At 55.5% G+C, this 19,635-nt stretch carries 15 protein-coding genes; 9 read left to right on the top strand and 6 right to left on the bottom strand.

Annotation, left to right across the window (positions count from 1 at the left end; genetic code table 11):
* Positions 1–179: 179 nt before the first annotated feature.
* The 3 genes from CWO84_RS20950 to CWO84_RS20960 are packed head-to-tail and all read left to right on the top strand — an operon-like array spanning position 180 to position 7,761.
* Positions 180–2,330 carry a TonB-dependent receptor gene (locus CWO84_RS20950; protein ID WP_101054972.1) on the top strand — a complete coding sequence of 717 codons (2,151 nt, stop codon included), beginning with the start codon at positions 180–182 and terminating at the stop codon, positions 2,328–2,330.
* Between the two features lie 50 nt (positions 2,331–2,380).
* Positions 2,381–3,325 carry an ABC transporter substrate binding protein gene (locus tag CWO84_RS20955; protein ID WP_101054974.1) on the top strand — a complete coding sequence of 315 codons (945 nt, stop codon included), beginning with the start codon at positions 2,381–2,383 and terminating at the stop codon, positions 3,323–3,325.
* 5 nt (positions 3,326–3,330) lie between these two features.
* Positions 3,331–7,761 (top strand): EAL domain-containing protein, encoded by a 4,431-nt coding sequence (locus CWO84_RS20960; protein ID WP_101054976.1) that lies wholly within the window; start codon positions 3,331–3,333, stop codon positions 7,759–7,761.
* A gap of 52 nt (positions 7,762–7,813) precedes the next feature.
* Here CWO84_RS20960 and CWO84_RS20965 read toward each other — a convergent pair whose 3' ends face one another.
* Together CWO84_RS20965 and CWO84_RS20970 are read right to left on the bottom strand one after the other, a co-directional pair.
* Positions 7,814–9,067, bottom strand: coding sequence for a hypothetical protein (locus tag CWO84_RS20965; protein WP_101054978.1), 1,254 nt, complete (start codon positions 9,065–9,067; stop codon positions 7,814–7,816).
* A gap of 74 nt (positions 9,068–9,141) precedes the next feature.
* A complete protein-coding gene (locus CWO84_RS20970; RefSeq protein ID WP_101054980.1) occupies positions 9,142–9,426 on the bottom strand; it encodes a hypothetical protein in 285 nt (94 codons plus the stop codon).
* A 205-nt stretch (positions 9,427–9,631) separates the two neighbouring features.
* On the opposite strand from CWO84_RS20970, the gene CWO84_RS24540 reads away from it, so the two are divergent.
* Entirely contained in the window at positions 9,632–9,793 is a 162-nt protein-coding gene (locus CWO84_RS24540; RefSeq protein ID WP_165786391.1) for a hypothetical protein, read from the top strand.
* 99 nt (positions 9,794–9,892) lie between these two features.
* Here the strand turns inward: CWO84_RS24540 and CWO84_RS20980 are convergent, their stop codons facing one another.
* On the bottom strand, positions 9,893–10,192 hold the full coding sequence (locus tag CWO84_RS20980) for a hypothetical protein (RefSeq protein WP_101054982.1): 300 nt from the start codon (positions 10,190–10,192) through the stop codon (positions 9,893–9,895).
* 9 nt (positions 10,193–10,201) lie between these two features.
* Positions 10,202–10,891, bottom strand: a complete 690-nt coding sequence (locus tag CWO84_RS20985; protein ID WP_101054984.1) for a glutathione S-transferase — start codon at positions 10,889–10,891, stop codon at positions 10,202–10,204.
* 145 nt (positions 10,892–11,036) lie between these two features.
* Here CWO84_RS20985 and CWO84_RS20990 point away from each other — a divergent pair, with 145 nt between their 5' ends.
* Positions 11,037–12,629, top strand: a complete 1,593-nt coding sequence (locus tag CWO84_RS20990; RefSeq protein ID WP_101054986.1) for an ABC-F family ATPase — start codon at positions 11,037–11,039, stop codon at positions 12,627–12,629.
* A gap of 38 nt (positions 12,630–12,667) precedes the next feature.
* Here CWO84_RS20990 and CWO84_RS20995 read toward each other — a convergent pair whose 3' ends face one another.
* Positions 12,668–13,507, bottom strand: coding sequence for a cupin domain-containing protein (locus tag CWO84_RS20995; protein WP_101054988.1), 840 nt, complete (start codon positions 13,505–13,507; stop codon positions 12,668–12,670).
* Between the two features lie 5 nt (positions 13,508–13,512).
* Entirely contained in the window at positions 13,513–14,130 is a 618-nt protein-coding gene (locus CWO84_RS21000) for a sigma-70 family RNA polymerase sigma factor (protein ID WP_101054990.1), read from the bottom strand.
* A gap of 452 nt (positions 14,131–14,582) precedes the next feature.
* Between CWO84_RS21000 and CWO84_RS21005 the strand changes: the two genes are divergently transcribed.
* From CWO84_RS21005 to CWO84_RS21020, 4 genes are all read left to right on the top strand, one after another.
* Entirely contained in the window at positions 14,583–15,266 is a 684-nt protein-coding gene (locus CWO84_RS21005) for a DVUA0089 family protein (protein ID WP_101054992.1), read from the top strand.
* A gap of 92 nt (positions 15,267–15,358) precedes the next feature.
* Positions 15,359–16,999 (top strand): DUF4331 domain-containing protein, encoded by a 1,641-nt coding sequence (locus tag CWO84_RS21010; RefSeq protein ID WP_101054994.1) that lies wholly within the window; start codon positions 15,359–15,361, stop codon positions 16,997–16,999.
* Between the two features lie 61 nt (positions 17,000–17,060).
* Positions 17,061–18,230, top strand: a complete 1,170-nt coding sequence (locus CWO84_RS21015; RefSeq protein ID WP_101054996.1) for a hypothetical protein — start codon at positions 17,061–17,063, stop codon at positions 18,228–18,230.
* 122 nt (positions 18,231–18,352) lie between these two features.
* Positions 18,353–19,492 carry a HupE/UreJ family protein gene (locus CWO84_RS21020; RefSeq protein ID WP_240618111.1) on the top strand — a complete coding sequence of 380 codons (1,140 nt, stop codon included), beginning with the start codon at positions 18,353–18,355 and terminating at the stop codon, positions 19,490–19,492.
* Positions 19,493–19,635: the final 143 nt, after the last annotated feature.

Raw genomic sequence — 19,635 nt, forward strand, 5'->3', positions numbered from 1 at the left:
GATTTCATCGTCTCTGCTATTCTTCCAACCGCGTCGGAAATCCTGCAAGGAGTGCTCTACATTATCGACGGGCCGAAAATTAACAAAAATCGCCCGCTTCTTGATATGCTCCGGCAATATTAGCCTCAGCGTTAATGCATAACTTCCGAAATAACTAGAATTCAAAACTGGAGTTAGCCATGTCCGTCCGTCGGTTGCTTGTTAATTGTTGTGTTTGCCTGATAAGTGCAACGGTGCAAGCGCAACCGGTCTCCACGGAAGAGGAAGAAAGAGCCATATCGCAAATCTACGGCACCGAGGAAATGGTCAGTATCGCCAGCGGTTACAAGCAACCGATTTCCAAAGCCCCGTCGATTGCCACCGTTATCACTGCCGACGACATCAAGCAAATGGGTGCCACCGACATCGACGAAGCGTTGGAAACTGTGCCCGGCCTGCATGTCGAACGCAACACGATAGGCTATAACCCGATTTACACGTTTCGCGGCATTTTTTCGCAATTCAACCAGCAAGTGTTGATGATGGTCAACGGCATCCCGATTACCAACTCCTATACCGGCAGCCGTGGTGAGGTTTGGGGCGGCATGCCGATCCGCGACATCGCTCGCATCGAAGTCGTGCGCGGACCGGGATCGGCGGTCTACGGCGCCGACGCCTTCGCCGGCGTGATCAATGTCATCACCAAAACCAAACAGGATATCGAAGGCACCGAGCTCGGCGGCCGGGTCGGCAGTTTTGACACTTACGATGGCTGGGGCTTGCACGGTGGCGAGTGGGCCGGCTTCGACGTCGCATTGGCGTTTGAATACCACAAGACCGCCGGTCAGGATGCCATCGTCGATGCCGACCTGCAAAGCCAGTTCGACCGCTTGCTGGGGACTAGCGCCTCGCTGGCACCGGGGCCACTGAATATGTCGCGCGATAATCTCGATGCCCGGCTGGATTTGTCGCGCGGCCATTGGCGGTTTCGTGGCGGCCTGCAACACCGCAGCGATTTGGGTAACGGCTCGGGTATCGCCCAAGCCCTGGATCCGGTCAACCGTTATGCCAGCGACCGTTGGAACGCTGACGTCACTTACCATAACGCCGATATAGAAAACTGGGATTTGACGACGCAAGCCAGCTATTTCGAAACCAGTCAGGAAATTGAGCGTAATTTGACGCTATTTCCGGCCGGCACTACCTTGCCTATCGGCGCCAACGGCCAGATCGGCGTCGGCGCGCCGGTGACGTTTCCCAACGGTTACATCGGCAATCCCGAGGTGTGGGAGAGGCATGTGCGCATCAGCCAGTCCTTCGCCTACAGCGGTTTTCAGCAACACCAGTTGCGTAGCGGTATCGGTTTTAATTACGACAGCCTGTTCAAGGCGCGGGTCAGTCAGAATTTCGGCATCGATCCCGCCACCGGCGCGCCGATACCGTCGCTGCCGGGCATCCCGCTGACCGACGTTTCCGGCACCTCCTCGACGTTCATCCCCGAGGTGGATCGGAAAGTGGCCTATCTGTTTTTGCAGGATCAGTGGAACTTTGCCAACGACTGGAGTTTGACCGCCGGCGCTCGTTACGACCGCTATTCGGATTTCGGCAATACCTTCAATCCGCGCGCGGCATTGATTTGGGAAGCTCGCTACGATTTGACCGCCAAACTGATGTACGGCTCGGCGTTTCGGGCGCCGTCGTTTCAGGAAATGTACATCATCAACAACCCGGCGCAGCTCGGTAATGCAGCCTTGCGCCCGGAAACCATGGAAAACGTCGAGTTGGGTTTCGACTACCGGCCGACGGACAGCCTGCGCCTGGGTTTGAATTTCTTTAACTTCTGGTGGAAGGACATCATCCGCTTCGTGCCGGATGCCGGTGCCACCACTTCGACGGCGCAAAATACCGGTATCCAGCAAGGCTACGGTACCGAACTGGAAGCGGAATGGCAGGCCGCCGACACCTTAAAAATTATCGGCAACTACGCCTATCAACGTAGCCGTGACCAGGCCCTGGACCGCGATAGCGGCTACGCCCCACATCACCAGGTCTACCTGCGGCTGAATTGGCAGTTTTTGCCCGATTGGCAGCTCAGTCCGCAAGCGAAATGGATTGTGGGTCGGGACCGCAGTTTCGGCGATACGCGCAAGCCGGTCGCGGATTATACTTGGGTGGATGTGACGCTGCGCCGGCAGAATTTGGCTAAGCATTTCGAAGTGGCCTTTTCTGTGCGTAATTTGTTCGATGTCAGCGCCCGGGAACCCAGTCTGGCCGGCAATCCGGCCGCCATTCCCAACGACTTGCCGTTGGCTCCGCGCAGTTTTTACGGCGAAATCAGTCTTCATTTTTAGCCAAGGCGCCGTTGGTCGGGTCTTGCTTATACCGTAGTTCGGGAGTCATTTTGTTTTATAGACTATTTTTTCAGCTAGGGTTGGCCTTATGTGTGCTGTGGCCTTTTTGCGGCGGTGCCTGGGCGCAAGCGCCCACCGTTGCCATCATTTATCCCGATGTGCGCGAGCCTTATCGTTCGGTGTTCATGGAGATCGCGCGGGGCATGGAACAGGAGCTGGGTAAGCCGGTTGGGCATTACTTGTTGAACGAGCGCGACAAGTCCGTCGAAAAGTTGATTCAGGACCTGAAAAACGACAGGATCGATGTGGTGGTGACGCTGGGCCGTGCAGGATTGGCGGTCGCCAAAGCGGTATCTTCCCAATTTCCGGTGGTGATCGGCGCGACGATGATCCGCCCGGACGAAGTGCAAGGCTTGGCCGGCATCAGCCTGACGCCGGCCCCGGAAGCCATGTTCGATCATTTGAAAAAACTGGTGCCGGAGGTGAAAAAAGTGACCGTGATCTACGATCCACGGCAAACAGCCTGGGAGATCGAGCGCGCCGGGCGGGCGGCTCTTGAACGCGGCTTGACGCTGGTAGCGCAACCGACCGGCAACTTACACGATTCTTCGGATCAGTTCCGGCAGATTCTGCTGGAAATTAAAGACAATTCCATCGCGCTCTGGCTGCCGCGGGAAAACGCCGCGATGGACGAATCGTCATTGTTGCCGGAAGTGCTGCGCGAAGCCTGGGAGAAAAATTTCGTGGTGTTTTCCAGCAACCTGGACCATGTGCGCAAAGGCGCATTATTTTCGCTGTACCCGGACAATTTCAGCATGGGCCGCAGTTTGGCCGGTCTGGCTATCCAGCAATTGCAGGCGGGCGGCAAATTCGAATCCGTCGAACTGCTGCGGGATTTGCTGGTAGCCGTCAATTTACGCACCGCGGAACATCTGGGTTTGCGTTTTTCCAGCCAGACGCGCCGCGAATTCGCGATGGTTTTTCCGGTGCCTTAGACGCCATGAAGCGTTTGCGATGGCCTAGGTTCAAGCGGGCGAGTTTCCTGCAACAGCTTGCCGTGACCTTTTGTTTCGGTCTGGTGGTGATCTCGATATTGTCGGCATTCGGCATTTCCACGCTGTCTTACTACATCGTCCGCGATAAATGGGTCGCCCAAGGCCGGCAATCCACAGAGGCCTTTGCTGCACAGAGCACGTTGGCCTTGCTGTATGCCAGCAAGGAGAATGCCGAGGAGCCGGCCCGACGCTTCCTGGCGTTTCCCGATGTCCGCGGCGTAGCCATTTACAACAATGCGCTGGAGCCTTTGTTCGAACGCGGCGAACCGGCCATGCCCGCCGCCGATGCCGACGCGGTGCGCTGGCCGGAATCCCTGGCCTTGGTGCATGAGAACGAACAAGCCTGGTATTTTGCCGCGCCGGTATTCGCGCGCAACGCCACGGGGCAAGAGACGTCACCGTTCGAGGCGCAAATGCCGACGCCGGAATTGGTCGGCTACGTGCGCTTGGTGATGGGCAAGCAATCGCTCAATGTCATGAAAGAAAAAATTCGCTGGACCACTTTGATGGCGTCCAGCGGCTCGGCCGCGCTGTTTCTACTGTTTCTATTGGCGATGTCGCGGCGCTTGACTTTGCCGATTCAACAACTGGCGCTGAGGATGCGCAAGGCCTCGGCCGGCGCGAAAAACGTTCGGGCCCGGTTGAGCGGGCCGCGCGACATCATCGAAATGGGCGAAGCCTTCAACACGATGATGGCGGTGTTGGAAACTCGGGAAGGGCAGTTGGAACGGGCTCGCGACACGGCTTTGGAATCGGCGCGTCTAAAAGGCGAGTTTGCCGCCAATGTCAGTCACGAGCTGCGCACGCCGCTGAACGCGGTGCTGGGTATGCTGGAGTTGTTGCAGGACATGGGGTTGACGCCCAAGCAGTTGGAATACTCGATGGTAGCCCGCAACGCCGGCGAAGCGCTGTTGAAGTTAATCGAAGATATTCTGGATTTCTCCCGCATCGAATCCGGGATGATGAAGCGGCAGCCGGTCGATTTCGTGCTTTACGAAACCTTGGATGAAGTTGTGGAATTGATGTCCGCTCAGGCGCATCGAAAAAATCTGCAACTTACTTACTCGCTAGCCGACGATATACCGCTGGTGTTGAACGGCGAAGCCTCCAGGGTGCGGCAGGTGCTGATTAATCTGGTCGGCAACGCGCTGAAGTTTACCGAACAAGGCGGCATCGCCATCGATGTGCACACCGAAGCGGCGGCAAGCGATGCCATCCAGTTGAGATTCTGCGTTAGCGACACCGGGATGGGTATACCCGAGGCGGCGCAAAGCAGTATTTTCGATGCCTTTGTCCAGGCCGACGGTTCCAGAACCCGGCATTATGAAGGCGCCGGCCTGGGCTTGGCGATTTGCCGGCAATTGGTGCAACTGATGGGCGGGCAAATCGGTGTTCACAGCCGGGAAGGGCAAGGTAGTTCGTTCTGGTTTACCGTACCCTTCAATCCGCCGCGCGGTACCGAGGGCATCTCTGAGGCTCGGCAAGCCTATTTCGCCAATCTGCGGATATTGGTCGTGACCGAGAACGACAAAATGCGCCAGTTTTTGGCGCAAAGTCTGGCGCGTTGGAAAATTCACTACCGGCATAGCGGCTACGGCATTAAAGCCGTGGATATGTTGCGTTCCGCCAATGATCAGGACCAGGCATATCATTTTGTCATCATCGATCTGAGAGATGCCGGCGATGCCACTTGGGTGGATATGATCGTTGACGATCCGGCGCTGGCCGATGTCAAAATCGTGTTGCTGTCCGACCCCGTTAATGCCGTCAATCTGCCGCGCTTGCCAAACGTGGCCGCGCAGTTGGCGAAACCGGTACAGGTTTCCAAACTATACGATTTCATATTGACCGCCGGTCAGGATTATCAGGAACCCGCGGCCGACTTGGCGCCCGAGGTCGAGCAAAGCGTCGTGCTCGGGCGGCGCATATTGATCGTCGAAGACAACCGTGCCAGTCAAATGGTGGCCGCGGGCATGCTGGAGCGGCTGGGTTGCCGCTACGAAATCGCCGGCTCCGGCGTCGAGGCCTTGTCCTGGCTGGAGCATCAGGCTTTCGATTTGATCCTGATGGATTGCCACATGCCGACTATGGACGGCTTTGAGGCGACTCGACGCATCAGGCTGCTGCCCGAGCCCGTGGGCCGGCTGCCCATCGTGGCGATGACCGCCAACGCTCAGCAAGGCGATAGCGATTTGTGTCTGGCGGCCGGGATGGACGATTATCTGGCCAAACCGATCAAGCTGAAGCCGTTGCGGGAAAAACTGCTGAGTTGGTTCGAGGGCAGGCCGTGCCTGACCGCCGAGCCGCTCTCGCCGGAGCCGTCGCTGGAGGCGCTGGATCACGCGGTTTTACGCCAATTGCGCGAGGAAATCGGCCAGGGTTTTGTGAAGATGGTGGGCTATTATCTGGAAGACGCGCCGGCGCAAATCGAGCAAATCGCCCAGGCGCTGGCGACGGACAATCACGCGCAATTACGCGAATCGGCCCATGGCCTGAAAGGTGCCAGCCGCAACCTGGGCGCAGAAAAGCTGGCGCTGATCGCCCGGCAACTGGAAGAGCAGGCGGCTGAAGCGCAGATTGAAAACGGCGAGGCCTTACTGCAGCAATTGCGCGACGAATACCGGTTCATCGAACAACTGTTGAGTTTGGAAATGGGCGCGGAAACGGCTGCTGATCCGCTCCCGCAGGCCGGCCCCAGAATTCTGGTGGCGGACGACGACAGAGCCATGCGGTTTGCCTTGCAAGATGTTTTGGAGAAGGACGGCTACCGGGTGGATTTGGCCGGCACCGGCCGGCAGGCGCTGGCGTTGTGCCAGCGGCAAATGGCGGATTTGATCTTGATGGACGCGATGATGCCGGAAATGGACGGTTTCGAGGCCTGCCGCAAAATTCGCGCGCTGCCCCATGGGGCGGAGGTGCCGATACTGATGATTACCGCTTTGGAAAACGACCATTCGGTGGAATTGGCTTTTTCGATAGGGGCTAACGATTACATTCCCAAACCGATTCATTTCGCGGTATTGCGTAAACGTATCGCGCATTTGTTGGAAGCCAGCCTGACCCAGCGGACCTTGAATCGCCTGGCTTACCACGATCCCTTGACCAATCTGGCCAATCGCACGCAATTCATCGACCGGCTGAACTCGGTGATCGCCGTCAGCGCTGATCAAAATCAGCTGCATGCCGTGCTGTTTCTGGATTTGGATAGGTTCAAGCTGACTAACGACACCTTGGGGCATGATGTCGGCGACCAGTTGTTGAAAGCCGCGGCAGAGCGGATTCAAGGCTGTGTGCGGCGGGAAGACATGGTTTCCCGGTTCGGCGGCGACGAATTTACGCTGCTGTTGGAAAATATCAGCAATCCGCAAGTCGCCGCTGCCGTCGCCGACAAGATCCGTATCGCTATCGCCCAGCCATTCGCGTTAATGGAGCAAGAGTTTTACGTCAGCTCCAGTATCGGCATTTCGCTGTATCCCGCCGACGGCGCCGACAGCGGTTTGCTGATCAAACACGCCGATACCGCGATGTACCGCGCCAAGGAGCAGGGCAATACCTATTGTTTTTATGAAGATAATATGGAATTTGTCGTGTCGACCAAGCTGCGCCTGGAAAGCGATTTACGCCGGGCGCTGCAACGCGACGAATTTTTTCTTCACTACCAGCCGCAAATCGATCTGGATTCCGGGCGGATCGTCGGCGCCGAGGCCCTGATTCGCTGGCGACATCCCGAGCTGGGCTTGATTCCGCCCGATCAATTCATTCCGGTCGCCGAAGAAATCGGCCTGATCGAGGCGATAGGTGCGTGGGTGTTGGGCGAGGCGTGCCGGCAGAGCCAAATTTGGCGGCAAAGCGGCTATCCGGCGTTCACGATGGCGGTCAACGTGTCGGCGCGGCAATTGGATCAGGAAGACTTTGTCGCGCAAGTTATCGACATCGTCAATGAAACCGGCTTGCCCGCCGAATACCTGGAATTGGAGTTGACGGAAAGTTTGTTCATCCGCAATCCGGGACGGAAGCGGGCTATATTGGCCAAGCTCAGGGAAGCCGGCTTGCAAATTTCGATAGACGATTTCGGCACTGGTTATTCCAGCTTGAACCAACTCAAGCAGTTTGCCTTTGACAAGCTGAAAATCGACCGCTCATTTGTGGCGAACATACCCGACGACGCAGACGCCGCCGCGATTGTGATGGTGATTATTTCCATCGCCAAGATCCTGAAATTCAAGGTGATAGCCGAAGGCGTGGAGACTGAGCAGCAGGCGCAATACTTGTTAAGAAACGACTGCGACGAGGCGCAGGGTTATCTGTTTGGCAAGCCGATGGCCGCCGACGAGTTTACGGCCTTGTTGGCGCGAGCAAAAGTGGCCGTGGGTTAGTCATCAACCGTTTGCGGCGGCTTCGCCGGCTAGCCAGGTTTTCGCTCACCCATCATTCCCGATTCACCGGCAAGGCCGCGATACGCCGTTCTATGTCTTGCATCAGTTGTTTGTACGCTTCGCCATCGGTGCCGCCAAAGCGGCGGATAAACTCGGCTTCGCTTAGTGATTCCGGTAAATCGGCGGTAGCCGGCATCATTTGATTTTCATCGGCGTTGGCTAATATTGATTGGATTTTCCGTGCCAGCGCCGGACTGGCGACAGCGTGTTCTCCCATGCGCGTCCCGGCCCGGTCGGCGGCGAGGTCGTTAAACGAAAAACCGCTGCCGCCGCGCGAATCTTCTATTTCCTTAAACAAACCCACCGCGTCGGCCAACGGGGTGCCGGAATAGGCCGCCAGCATCGCCGAAACCAGGTAATGTTTCACTAGGTCGTCGCGGCCGTTCAGCGTTATTTGGCGCCAAATCGGGCGGGGCCAAAGTCTGGATTCCGGGAGAATTTTCGTCAGGCGCTGTTGATTGGCATAAAGTGTCAATATCAGAATCAATGCCCGGTTTTCCTGAATCGGGTCGTTGCTGGCGCTTCGTTGTGCGGCCAGCTGAAACAGCGGCTTGCTGAAATCAGTGAGACTGAGGCTTTTGTTATCTGTCCGGCTTAGTTCCGCTAAATGTCGCTGATAAGCCTGCAGACGCTGCTGATCATCAGGCGTTAGCAAGGCGCCGCGCAATTTGCCGGGCAAGTCAGTTTGCCAACGATAGGTTACCGTCAGGCGCTGGGGTTGAAACAGCACATGCTTGACAATATCGGCGAAGGCTTGCCGATCCGCTGCCGGTTGCAAGGTGTTGAGCGCCCATTTCAGCAAGGGTTTGGCTAGCATGCCGGGCAGCCGGACTTGTCCCAAAGACAGGTGGTCCACTTCCGGTAAGTCGCTGGTTTGCTTAAGCACCAACGTCAAATTCAGATATTGGCCTACGGGATTTCGGGGTAAAGGCAAGCTGGCGTCGATGTGGGCGCGGCCTTGATAGAGCCGTAAACCCGCTACGCCGTTAGCGTATTGATTGGCAAGATAATTGATCGCCAAGTCCAGTTCCTGTTGATCCAGTGCCACTCGGGCGATCGCGCCGGATTTTAGACGGCGCGGATCGTTTTGCCGAAAAATTAATTTGCCGCGGGCAATTTGTGCCGGTGTCAGGTCGGCTCGGGTTTGTAATTTTGGCTTGTCATCAATTGCCAGCCATAGCGCCATTCCGGACAATACAGGCAATAGCAACACTGCCAGCAATACGCTTTTTGTAATCCATTTCATCGGGCGTTCCGTTCAATCCTTGCTGTGGACCATGGTCGTGTTAAATGCTTAAAAACCTTAGGGCAGGCGTTGGGCTAATGTGGTTTGTTGCGCTGTTCTTCATATGCCGACGGACTGACGCCGGCGCTTGCCAGATATTCGCGCAGATGTTTGACTTCCTGTTTAGTGCATATGCCGCTGTGGTGTGGATGATGCAACACGCCTTCGACATTATTCAGTATCACGCGAAAGCGCGCGCCATGGCTGGGTTGCAGATTGGCGCCCAGGTGATGCAACAGCGATTCTATTTCCCGCCAATGGATGTTACCGCTAAGCGGATCCTGGAATATGGCGCGCAGTAGATTTAAATGGTGGCTCATGACTACATCCTCCTGCATCAATATCGGTAGCTTAAGTTTGAACCGAGTTGAGGTTCAATTTGGCTGTTGAAGGGTGGTGTGCAACTAAATTTGTTTCAAAATAAGAAACAAATCATGCAATAAATGCCTTATTGTAAATAAATTGCAAAGGTTTATAGTTAAACCGTCTTCAATGAATCGGCTGAAACCCAGTCAAGGTGGAAAAATGAACAAGTCAAGCAATCTGTATAAAGACATCGTCACCGGATTGTTTTTTGCTACCGGTATGTTCAGCTTCCTGTCCGGTCAGTTTGTTCTTTCCACACTGTTTTTTGGCGCTGCTTCCCTGTTTAGCAATATCGAAGTGGCTAAACCGGTCCGATTTTAAGTTTTTTCGTAGTACCTCCTCGTTGTAAAGCTACACATTCCACAGCCTCCACCCTGCTCAAGGTGGGGGCTTTTTTTGTTGCTAAAGGAGCGTTATTCCTCAGTCGGAATCGGATTTTTTTGAGGTGTCCGAGACCACGGTATATTCAGCTTCCAGACTTTGGCCGTCAACCTGGGCATTTTTCAGCTTTCGCAGCAACCACCAGCCTCTGATACCGATTATCGCTACCGGAATTAGCAGTAAGGCAAAAAACGCCGAAAACACCACGGTGCCCAATACCGCGCCGGCGATCATCGCCGGAATACTCAGCAGATTGGACAGCTTACTTTGAGGCGATTCCAGGCGAGGATGTGCGCCGGAGCCGTCGATGAGTATGGTTTTTCTGTAAATTTTTAACATGTCGGGCACCTATTGAAATGGGACGAGGCCGGTCTCGTACCTGAAAAGGACTAGCGGGTCGTCAACGTTCCAGGGCGGGTATTTTTGCATAACCGCTGCAAACAGATTGGACCTTAAAAAAGTGTTCAGCCATTGTTGCAGGGCTGGATACGGCGAACTTTCAAACCACGCATTATCCACTGAAGCAAACTGGCGGATAAACGGTAGAGTGGCGGCATCCGCTAGGCTGAAATTATCGCCGCATAAGAATTTGTGCCGCTGCAAGCGTGTTTCCAGCTCGGCTAAAAACACCTCGCTTTGTTGACGATAATCGGCTGGCGTTTGTTCCGGATAACGGTCCGCATATTTGTAGCGGTCTAAATAGTATTTGAAATCGCCGTCGTTCCAGTCGATTAATCGCTGCGTATCTTCCGGCGCTTGGTTTAGCCATTCATGTGGATCGTGTTGCGCCAAGGCCCACAGCATAATATCCAGACTTTGTTCGATGACTCGGCCCTCGGGCAACAACAGCACCGGCACCGTGCCTTTCGGCGAAATAGCCAGCATCGTCTTCGGCTTATTGCCGAGCTCGATTTCTCTGAGCGCGACGCTTAATCCCGATACGGCAATGGCCAAACGTGCCCGCATCGCATAGGGACAGCGGCGGAAACTATACAAGATGGGGTAAATTTGTTCTGTGGTGGCGGGCGGTGTGTTCATGTGGGGATAGTCAGTGACACATTACTGTAAATGATCGTCGATTAAAGTCTGGTAAAATAACCGATTTTCGCGCCAACTCATTTATTTCGTCACAAGCTTCAAGCGGCGGCGACGCTCTTTTTACTCTTAATCTTCGGACACTCTCTTGATTTCTACCGCCAATATCACCATGCAATTCGGGGCTAAGCCCCTGTTTGAAAACGTTTCCGTCAAATTCGGCAACGGCAACCGTTACGGCTTGATCGGCGCCAACGGCTGCGGCAAGTCTACCTTCATGAAAATCCTTAGCGGCGACTTGGAACCCACCTCGGGCAACGTCAGCATAGACGCCAACGAGCGCGTGGGTATCTTGCGCCAAAACCAATTTGCCTACGAAGAGCAAAGAGTGCTGGACGTGGTGATGATGGGCCACGCGGAAATGTGGGCAGCCATGTCGGAACGCGACGCCATCTATGCCAATATGGAGGCCAGCGAAGACGATTATATGCGCGCCGCGGATTTGGAAACAGTGTTCGCTGAATTTGGCGGCTATACCGCGGAAGCACGGGCTGGCGAGTTATTGCTGGGTTTGGACATCCCGCTGGAACAACACAACGGCCTAATGAGCGCGGTGGCACCGGGCTGGAAACTGCGGGTGCTGTTGGCGCAAGCTTTGTTCTCCAACCCCGACATCATGCTGCTCGACGAGCCGACCAACAACCTGGATATCAACACCATCCGCTGGCTGGAAAACGTGCTGAACGAGCGCAACTCAACGATGGTGATCATCTCGCATGACCGGCACTTTTTGAATAGCGTCTGCACCCATATGGCCGATATGGATTACGGCGAATTGCGGGTGTATCCGGGTAATTACGACGATTACATGACTGCGGTGACCCAGGTGCGCGAGCAATTGTTGGCTAGCAACGCCAAGAAAAAAGCCCAGATCGCCGAGTTGCAAACTTTCGTGGCCCGTTTCTCGGCCAACGCTTCCAAAGCTAAGCAGGCTACGTCGCGGGCCAGGCAGTTGGAGAAAATCAAGCTCGATGAAGTCAAGCCGTCCAGTCGGGTCAATCCGTTTATTCGTTTCGATCAAGCTAAAAAATTGTACCGTTTGGCGGTGGAGGCTAAGGATCTGGCCAAGGGTTATGGCGAAGAACCGTTGTTCAAAAATCTGAACATGATGATCGCGGTCGGCGAACGGGTGGCGGTGATCGGTCCCAACGGTATCGGTAAGTCCACCTTATTGAAAACTTTGGTTGGCGATTTGAAGCCGGACAGCGGCGAAGTGAAATGGGCCGAAAACGCCGACGTCGGCTATTTTGCCCAGGATCACGCCGAAGATTTTGCCGAAGACATGCCGCTGATCGAATGGATGGGCCAATGGCGCAAGGAAACCGACGACGATCAGACCATTCGCGGTACGTTGGGGCGTTTGCTGTTTTCCAATGATGAAATCAACAAATCCGTCAAAGTCATTTCCGGCGGCGAGCAGGGCCGGATGCTGTTCGGCAAATTGATTCTGCAAAAAAACAATGTGATGGTATTGGACGAACCGACCAACCATTTGGATATGGAATCGATCGAATCGTTGAACGCGGCTTTGGAAAATTATCCCGGTACGCTGATTTTCGTCAGCCACGACCGCGAGTTTGTGTCCTCACTGGCGACCCGCATCATCGAATTGACCCCGAACGGCATCGTCGATTTCAGCGGTAATTACGAAGACTATTTAAACAGTCAAGACATCAACTAAGGCTAAGCCGCCAGGGTATTCCGGCGCGGATAAATCGGTCAGTAATCTCTGCCGCCGCGCACGAACAGCGTCGCACCTACGTCGGTATAGACTTCGCGGTGTGCGCTGCCGGCCGGCGCTAGTTGATAGTCGCCGGCGCGCAGCAAGAAGTCGTCGATAAACAAATCGCCGTCCAGCATCATGCATTCCTCTTCCAGGAGATGGTCGTGTGCCGGGCATTTGGCGCCGGCTTCCAGGCGGTAAAAACTGGATTCGCGTTCCCCGTCCTGCCACAGCGGTTTTTTCCAGACACCGGGGGCTATTTCCTGCCAGTCGTCTATTTGCTTGGTAAACACGCTAAACGACTCAGCCTTGCCAAACGGCAGCAGACCGCCCAACACTTCCCGCAATACCTCGCGGTTATCGCCCAGCGATGTACCGCGCAAATAGGCCAGGGCGCCATTCGTCGAACTTATCCCGCCGTGCCGGCTGCCGGCCGGCGCTGCATGGTAATCCAAGGGACCGAGCCGTAAGTCGCCCATCTGCAAATCGCCGTGCAAGACGATGCCTTCTTCTAGACAGTTGTGCCGATGCGCTATCAGGCTGGCGCCGGGGGCGAATTCGATCAAAACCGAATGGCCTTGCAGGCCGCCGTCCCAGAGTGGTTTGATGCGGATGCCGGTTTTCAGGGCTTGCCAGACGCCGTGTCTGGCGCGCACGGTGAGTATGCCGGCTTGTTTGGCAAGGCTGGCCGTGACTTGCGTCATCAGGCCTTGGCGTAACGAATTGCGGCGTGCGCCGGCAACCGGAATCGGCGCCAAACCGTCGGCCAGCAGCGTTTCGAGTTGCTGCAAGTCGGTGGCATCTGCGCTATCCAAGGGCGGGAATTTGTCAGTCATATTGTTTAGTTAACCTCGCCGGCATCGGCTGTCAATAATTGCTGCATAGTCTTTAGAGCCCGGCGGATATGCGATTTCACAGTGCCCAGGGGCAAACCGCTGCAAACGGCGATTTCGTCGTGGCTCAAACCCCGGAAAAACGCCAACGACAGCAATTGTCGGGGCAAGGGTTCCAAAGCCGCCAGGGCCGTTTGCAAGCGATGGCCTTGCTGCACTGCGGATAGTAAATCCGGCGGCATTTGGTCGGTTGGGGCTTCGATTAGCGCCAGAGCCTCCGGTTCCAGCTCGTTTAGATTGCCGTCCAACTGCCGCAAGGCGTCCAGTGCGCGGCTGCGAGCCATCGTCATCACCCAGGCTTTTACCGAACCGCGTTCGGCATCGAAGCGCGGCGCCTGCCGCCAGATCTGCCAGAACGTATCTTGTACCACTTCCTCAGCACACTGCGCCCGCCGGGTGATCCGCAACGCCAGACCGTAGACCTGATCCACCAAGGTGTCGTACAACTTACCCAACGCGGCTTGATCCTGGTCCACGACGCGGCCAAGCCATTCCAGCAATAAGGCTTCGTCGGCAGGTGTTATTGGTTGTCGGTTCTCGTCATCGTTCAAATCGCTATCCGCCATCGCTCTCGTATCCCTTTAGAAAGCTATACGATGCATCGGTTGGTTTGGATGCACGGCAATGTGGGGATAACGCTTAAACTGTGAATCAAGCGACATAAGGCATAGGGACTTTTCTTGGTTTGCCGAGATTTGGTAGCCGCATCTAAGGGGCGCAGAGAGTGGGGGTGGCTCACTATAAAACAGCGGTTTGCCTATGGCAAACAGTCAAGCGGCCGATTTTGCAAGAGGTTAAGACTCGTGTGGTTCGCTATCGAAAGATGCTGATGTGCCAAGTACGAACCAATCCCGTTGTATAAACACTGCCACCAATATTTTTTACCTGTTTTGCATCCACTGCCGAGTTTGCCGCGTATCAGTCATCGCAAGCCGGCGCGAATGCCGAGTATCGCCATCCGCATCTGGAATCCGTCGCCGGCTTGCCATTTCTAACCACAGACTGAGAGGAAACCACGATGAAAAAGCTATTTCCGGTTGCGTTGTTGGGCGCCTGCCTGACCGTAGCGACGGCGGTTGAGGCCGCTGACTTTGATTTTAACGGCAACTTTGCCAACGATAACGATAAGTTGAGCTTTGCCTTTTCACTCGGTTCACCGGGCACGGTGACCTTGTTTACCTCGTCCTGGCTGGGCGGCGGCTTCGATCCGATTTTGACGCTGTGGGACGGCTTAGGCAACCAACTGGCCGAGCAGGATGACGGCGGCTTGGGCGGCAGCCAATTGTCGAACGGGGTTAATTTTAATTACGGCGAATTCGACAGTTATTTAGCCATCAATCTTGTCGCCGGGAATTACCTGGCAACCTTGACTCAATACGATAATTTTTCGGTAAGCGCCGCGCTGGCCGACGGATTTTTACGGGATGCCGATCCGCAATTTACCGCCGCCTTCGGTTGTTCGAACGGTCGGTTTTGCGAGGGATCTTTAACCGATAGCAATGGCGATCCGGTGGAACCGAATCGCACGGCGGCTTGGGATCTACACATTCTCAACGTCGCCAATGCCCAGATCGTCAGTGTGCCGGAGCCGCCCACCCTGATGCTGCTAAGTTTGTCCGGCTTGTTTTTGCTTGGAGGCCGGCTGGGCAAGGCTAGATCCACGGCGCGAGCCGACGCGGCAAGCCCGGTCCGCTTGGCATAAATTCCATTTACCCGCATCCGTTTGCCGATTTTCCGCGTATTCCCTAACGCAGCTGGCTGAAGCTGTGACATTAACTAAAGAGGAATTTGATTATGAAAGACTTACACCACTACAGCCGTTGGCCGCTGACCACGTTCGCCAGCGCTTTATTGTTGATGGGCGGCCTACCGCCCGTTGATGCTGCCAATCACCGCGAAGCACCGTTAACCGCATTGGATACCAAGGCCGACATCACCGATTGGTACGCTTTTGTTAGCTATAACGATCCCAGCAAGGTAACGATGATATTGAATGTCGATCCCTTGCTGGAACCCAGCAACGGCCCGAATTATTTTCCATTCGATCCGGAAGTTCTGTATGAAATGAAGGTGGATAATAATTTCGACGCCGACGAAGACATTACGCTGCAGTTCAGGTTTAAAACCGAGAACCGTTTGCCCGGCGTGTTTACCGGTTTTGTCGGCGCCGGCACCGGCATTGTCGCCCCGGCCAATTCGCCGGCTCCGGTCGCGCCGGGCAGCTTGATCGTGCCGCCGGCGATTACCGCATTGGATGGCCCTGGCTCGGAAGGATTGGGTTTGCGGCAGAGTTACACGGTGACGCTGATCAAGGGCAAGGGCGTCAATCGCCAAGTCATCGATCTAACCAATCAGCAAAAGCTATATGCCGTGCCCTCCAACGTCGGTCCGCGCACCATGCCCAACTATCAAAATCTGGCGAGCCAAGGGATTTACGACTTAGGCGGCGGGGTTAGCGTGTTTGCCGGCACCGTCGACGATCCGTTTTACATCGATTTGGGCACGACTTTCGATACCTTTAACTTTAGAGCCGGTGCGTCCGGCGCCGGTGTGCCGGGTGTGTTTGCCGAGAACCAAAATGACGCGGAAAACCAAAACTTCGCGTCCGACGATGTGGCCGGTTACAACGTCAATTCCATCGCTATCGAATTGCCTATCGCCATGCTCACCCAGGACGGCAAGCAACATACCGCCGGCGAGGCCTTGGCGGTGATCGGGACTTATGCCACTACTTCGCGGCCTCGCACCAAAGCGTATGCCGACAGACCCGGCGGCAAGCCTAAACTCGCCAATGCCTATGTGCAGATTCAGCGCATGGGTAATCCCTTGGTCAATGAGGTGTTAATCGGTACCGGCGACAAAGACCGGTTCAGTATGAGCGAACCCAAGGACGACGCTAGTTTTGCCGGTTATGTGTTGGATCCGTTATTGGCCAGGGTCGTCAATGCTGCTTACGGTGGTGCGGTGCCGATTCCGGCGCCGCCCAGGGTAAATCCGGCCAACCCCAGTTTTGACCTGGGTCCCTTGGTGTTTTATGCCGCGCCCATTTGCCCTGGTTGTTCGCCCACGCAACGTGGACCGGTGGCGGACTTGCTGCGCTTGAACACCGGCATCGGCCCCGCACCTTTAAGTGCCCGGAAACGCATGGCGTTTCTGGCGGGCGATAGCGCCGGCTTTCCGAACGGGCGGCGGGTGTCCGATGATGTGACCGATATTGCCGCGCAAGCGGTGGTCGGGGTGTTGAATCCGGCATTCAACAGCTTCCCGAATAACCGGGTCGCCGATGGCGTTAACACCAACGACAGAAGCTATCAGGAAGTATTTCCTTATGTGGCTTTTGCCAATAGCGGCCGGCAAAGCCGCCATGTCGATCCAGGCGAATCCGGTTGTTTCGATGCCGTTTCCTTGGTTATGGGTAGTTGTCCAAATAACTAGAAGAGGGCAGGGGGGCGGCTGTGCTCGCCCCCTGTCCGCTAAGCATCCGAAGGAGGAGCCGATGAAACACTGGCTTAGATTAGGTTTATTGATGTCTGTTGCTATGTTCAGTGACGCCGGGGCACAAGCTTATTTACCCAAGACCGATGACGAAATCGTCGAAGTCTTGCCGGCCAGGGGCGACAGTTGGCTGGAAATTCGTGACTTGCGCAAACAAGTCGCGGCTCAGCCTAATGACTTGGAACCGGCTTTAGCTTTAGTCCGGCGCTATATAGAACTGGGCCGCGCTGAATCGGATCCGCGCTATTTCGGTTATGCCGAAGCGGCGCTAACACCTTGGCTGGCAGTCGCGCAACCGAGTGCCGAGGTTCTGACCTTACGGGCGACCTTGTTTCAAAATCGCCACGAATTTCCGGCGGCCCTGGACTATTTGCATCGGGCTTTGGCGCGTCAGCCGCGCTTGGCGCAAGCCTGGTTGACGCGGGCGGCCATTTTGGAAGTGCAAGGCCAACACGCCGAAGCGCTGAACAGTTGTATACCCTTACTAAAATTAGCCGAGCCGCTGATTGGCCAAGTTTGCCTGAATTCCATTCTGAGTGTTTCCGGCCAGCTCGACGCTGCTTATCGCCAGTTGGCGCGCGCAGTAAGCACTGCGCACAGTCCCGTACCGGCAGATCAACAATGGGCCTTGACCACGCTGGCGGAAATGGCCGAGCGCATGGGCAATACCGATGCGGCCGACCGTTATTACCGGCAGGCGCTACACATACCGCGCCGCAATGGTTATCTGTTGGCTACCTATGCCGATTATTTATTGGACCGGAATCGTTTCCAAGAAGTGGTGGAATTATTAGCCAACGATACGCGCGCCGATGGCTTATTACTGCGCCTGACTTTAGCCGAAATAGCACTGCGGCTGCCGACTGCCGCTGTCCACATAGATGCGCTGACTGCTCGCTTTGCCGCCAGCCGCATGCGCGGCGATAGCAGTCATCAAGGCGATGAGGCGCGCTTTTTATTGCATGTGCTTGATCAGCCTGAATCGGCGCTGGCGCTGGCGCAAAAAAATTGGGACGTGCAGCGCGAGCCGCGGGATGCGCGCATTTTCTTGGAAGCAGCGCTGGCGGCCGGCAAAAATCCGCAGCCGCTGCTGGCTTTTTTAACCGAGTCCAAATTGCAAGATGCGCGACTTGAAACGCTACTCGCGCAAATTGGGGGGAGCGGAATATGAACGGGCCGGCAAAATTCCTTCACCCCTTAAATACTGTTTGCCCTGGGCCTCTCGACTGCGCTCAGGGCAGGCCTGTCGACGGGCAGGCCCCGCCAAGCTTAGACGGGTTAAGCTCGAACCGAATGCGCGGAATCATTTGGGTCGGGTTAATCATGGTCTGGCTGCTGACTGCAAGTTTTAGCGTTTTTGCCCATAAGGCCAGCGATAGTTACATGACGGTGCAGGTTGATGGGTGGCAGATCTCCGGGCAATGGGATATTGCCTTGCGCGACCTGGATTACGCCTTGGGTTTGGATGCAAACGACGACGGTAATATTACCTGGGCGGAGTTGCGAAATAGTCGGGATATTGTGTATGCCTATGCGCTGAGTCGTTTGCAAATGACGACGGCTAAGCAAGTCTGTTCGCTGCAAGCAGGGGATTTACGGGTGGACGAACACAGCGATGGTCATTACGCCGTATTAAGTTTCCGGGCGACTTGTCCGTCTGCGTCCACGCCGTTGTCGATAGACTATCGCTTGCTTTTCGATCTCGACCCGCAGCATCGCGGGCTGATAAGCGTCATTCATGCCGCTAAAACCGATACCGCGATCTTTAGTCCTGACCACCAACGTAGCGAATTTGTGCGGGACGCTGATTATTCCGGGTGGCGGACCGTGGCGCGATTCGGCTACGCCGGGCTATGGCATATCTGGATCGGCTTTGACCATATTCTATTTTTGTTAAGTCTGTTGCTGCCGGCGGCTTTGGCGTGGGAGCGGGGTGCTTGGCAGCCAAAACCAGGCTTTAGACCGGTATTTTTCGACGTGCTAGGTGTGGTTACCGCCTTCACGTTGGCACATTCATTCACCCTGAGCCTTACGGTGTTGCAATACATTTGTCTGCCGTCCCGCTGGGTAGAATCGGTCATTGCCGCCTCCGTGGTGTTGGCAGCGTTGAATAATATTTATCCGGTGTTGGTAAAACGCCGCACCTGGTTTGCCTTTGCTTTCGGCTTGATCCACGGCATGGGCATCGCCAGCGTGTTGTTGGACATGGGCTTGCCGGACACGCAGCGGCTGTTACCGCTATTGGGCTTTAATTTGGGTGTGGAAGCAGGGCAGTTGGCGATTGTCGGCGCGGTTTTGCCTTTGATAGTCGGCTTTAGCCGCTATCGCTATTATCCGCTAGTCGTAATGAAAACCGGTTCAGCATCCATCGTCGCCGTGGCTTTGGTTTGGTTAGCGGAACGAAGTCTGGATTTTCAGATGAACATATTTTGAGCAACTTGGCGTATATCGGTGCTGCTGATTATTAACCCGGCCCTTAACTACCCTTCGCCTGTCGAAGGGCACACCAGCCTGGGCTTCGCCACACTCAACCTCAACGGAATACCCGTGATAAACAGGCTGGATTAGTAAATATC

This window comes from Methylomonas sp. Kb3 (assembly GCF_002834115.1).
Lineage (GTDB): Bacteria > Pseudomonadota > Gammaproteobacteria > Methylococcales > Methylomonadaceae > Methylomonas > Methylomonas defluvii.

Excerpts from the sequence above, each read along its gene's own strand:
- CWO84_RS20980 (WP_101054982.1), bottom strand. The coding sequence starts at position 10,192 with ATGTTAAAAATTTACAGAAAAACCATACTCATCGACGGCTCCGGCGCA.
- CWO84_RS20960 (WP_101054976.1), top strand. The coding sequence starts at position 3,331 with ATGAAGCGTTTGCGATGGCCTAGGTTCAAGCGGGCGAGTTTCCTGCAA.
- CWO84_RS21000 (WP_101054990.1), bottom strand. The coding sequence starts at position 14,130 with ATGGCGGATAGCGATTTGAACGATGACGAGAACCGACAACCAATAACA.
- CWO84_RS20965 (WP_101054978.1), bottom strand. The coding sequence starts at position 9,067 with ATGAAATGGATTACAAAAAGCGTATTGCTGGCAGTGTTGCTATTGCCT.
- CWO84_RS20995 (WP_101054988.1), bottom strand. The coding sequence starts at position 13,507 with ATGACTGACAAATTCCCGCCCTTGGATAGCGCAGATGCCACCGACTTG.
- CWO84_RS21015 (WP_101054996.1), top strand. The coding sequence starts at position 17,061 with ATGAAACACTGGCTTAGATTAGGTTTATTGATGTCTGTTGCTATGTTC.
- CWO84_RS21010 (WP_101054994.1), top strand. The coding sequence starts at position 15,359 with ATGAAAGACTTACACCACTACAGCCGTTGGCCGCTGACCACGTTCGCC.
- CWO84_RS20985 (WP_101054984.1), bottom strand. The coding sequence starts at position 10,891 with ATGAACACACCGCCCGCCACCACAGAACAAATTTACCCCATCTTGTAT.
- CWO84_RS24540 (WP_165786391.1), top strand. The coding sequence starts at position 9,632 with ATGAACAAGTCAAGCAATCTGTATAAAGACATCGTCACCGGATTGTTT.
- CWO84_RS21005 (WP_101054992.1), top strand. The coding sequence starts at position 14,583 with ATGAAAAAGCTATTTCCGGTTGCGTTGTTGGGCGCCTGCCTGACCGTA.
- CWO84_RS20970 (WP_101054980.1), bottom strand. The coding sequence starts at position 9,426 with ATGAGCCACCATTTAAATCTACTGCGCGCCATATTCCAGGATCCGCTT.
- CWO84_RS21020 (WP_240618111.1), top strand. The coding sequence starts at position 18,353 with ATGCGCGGAATCATTTGGGTCGGGTTAATCATGGTCTGGCTGCTGACT.
- CWO84_RS20950 (WP_101054972.1), top strand. The coding sequence starts at position 180 with ATGTCCGTCCGTCGGTTGCTTGTTAATTGTTGTGTTTGCCTGATAAGT.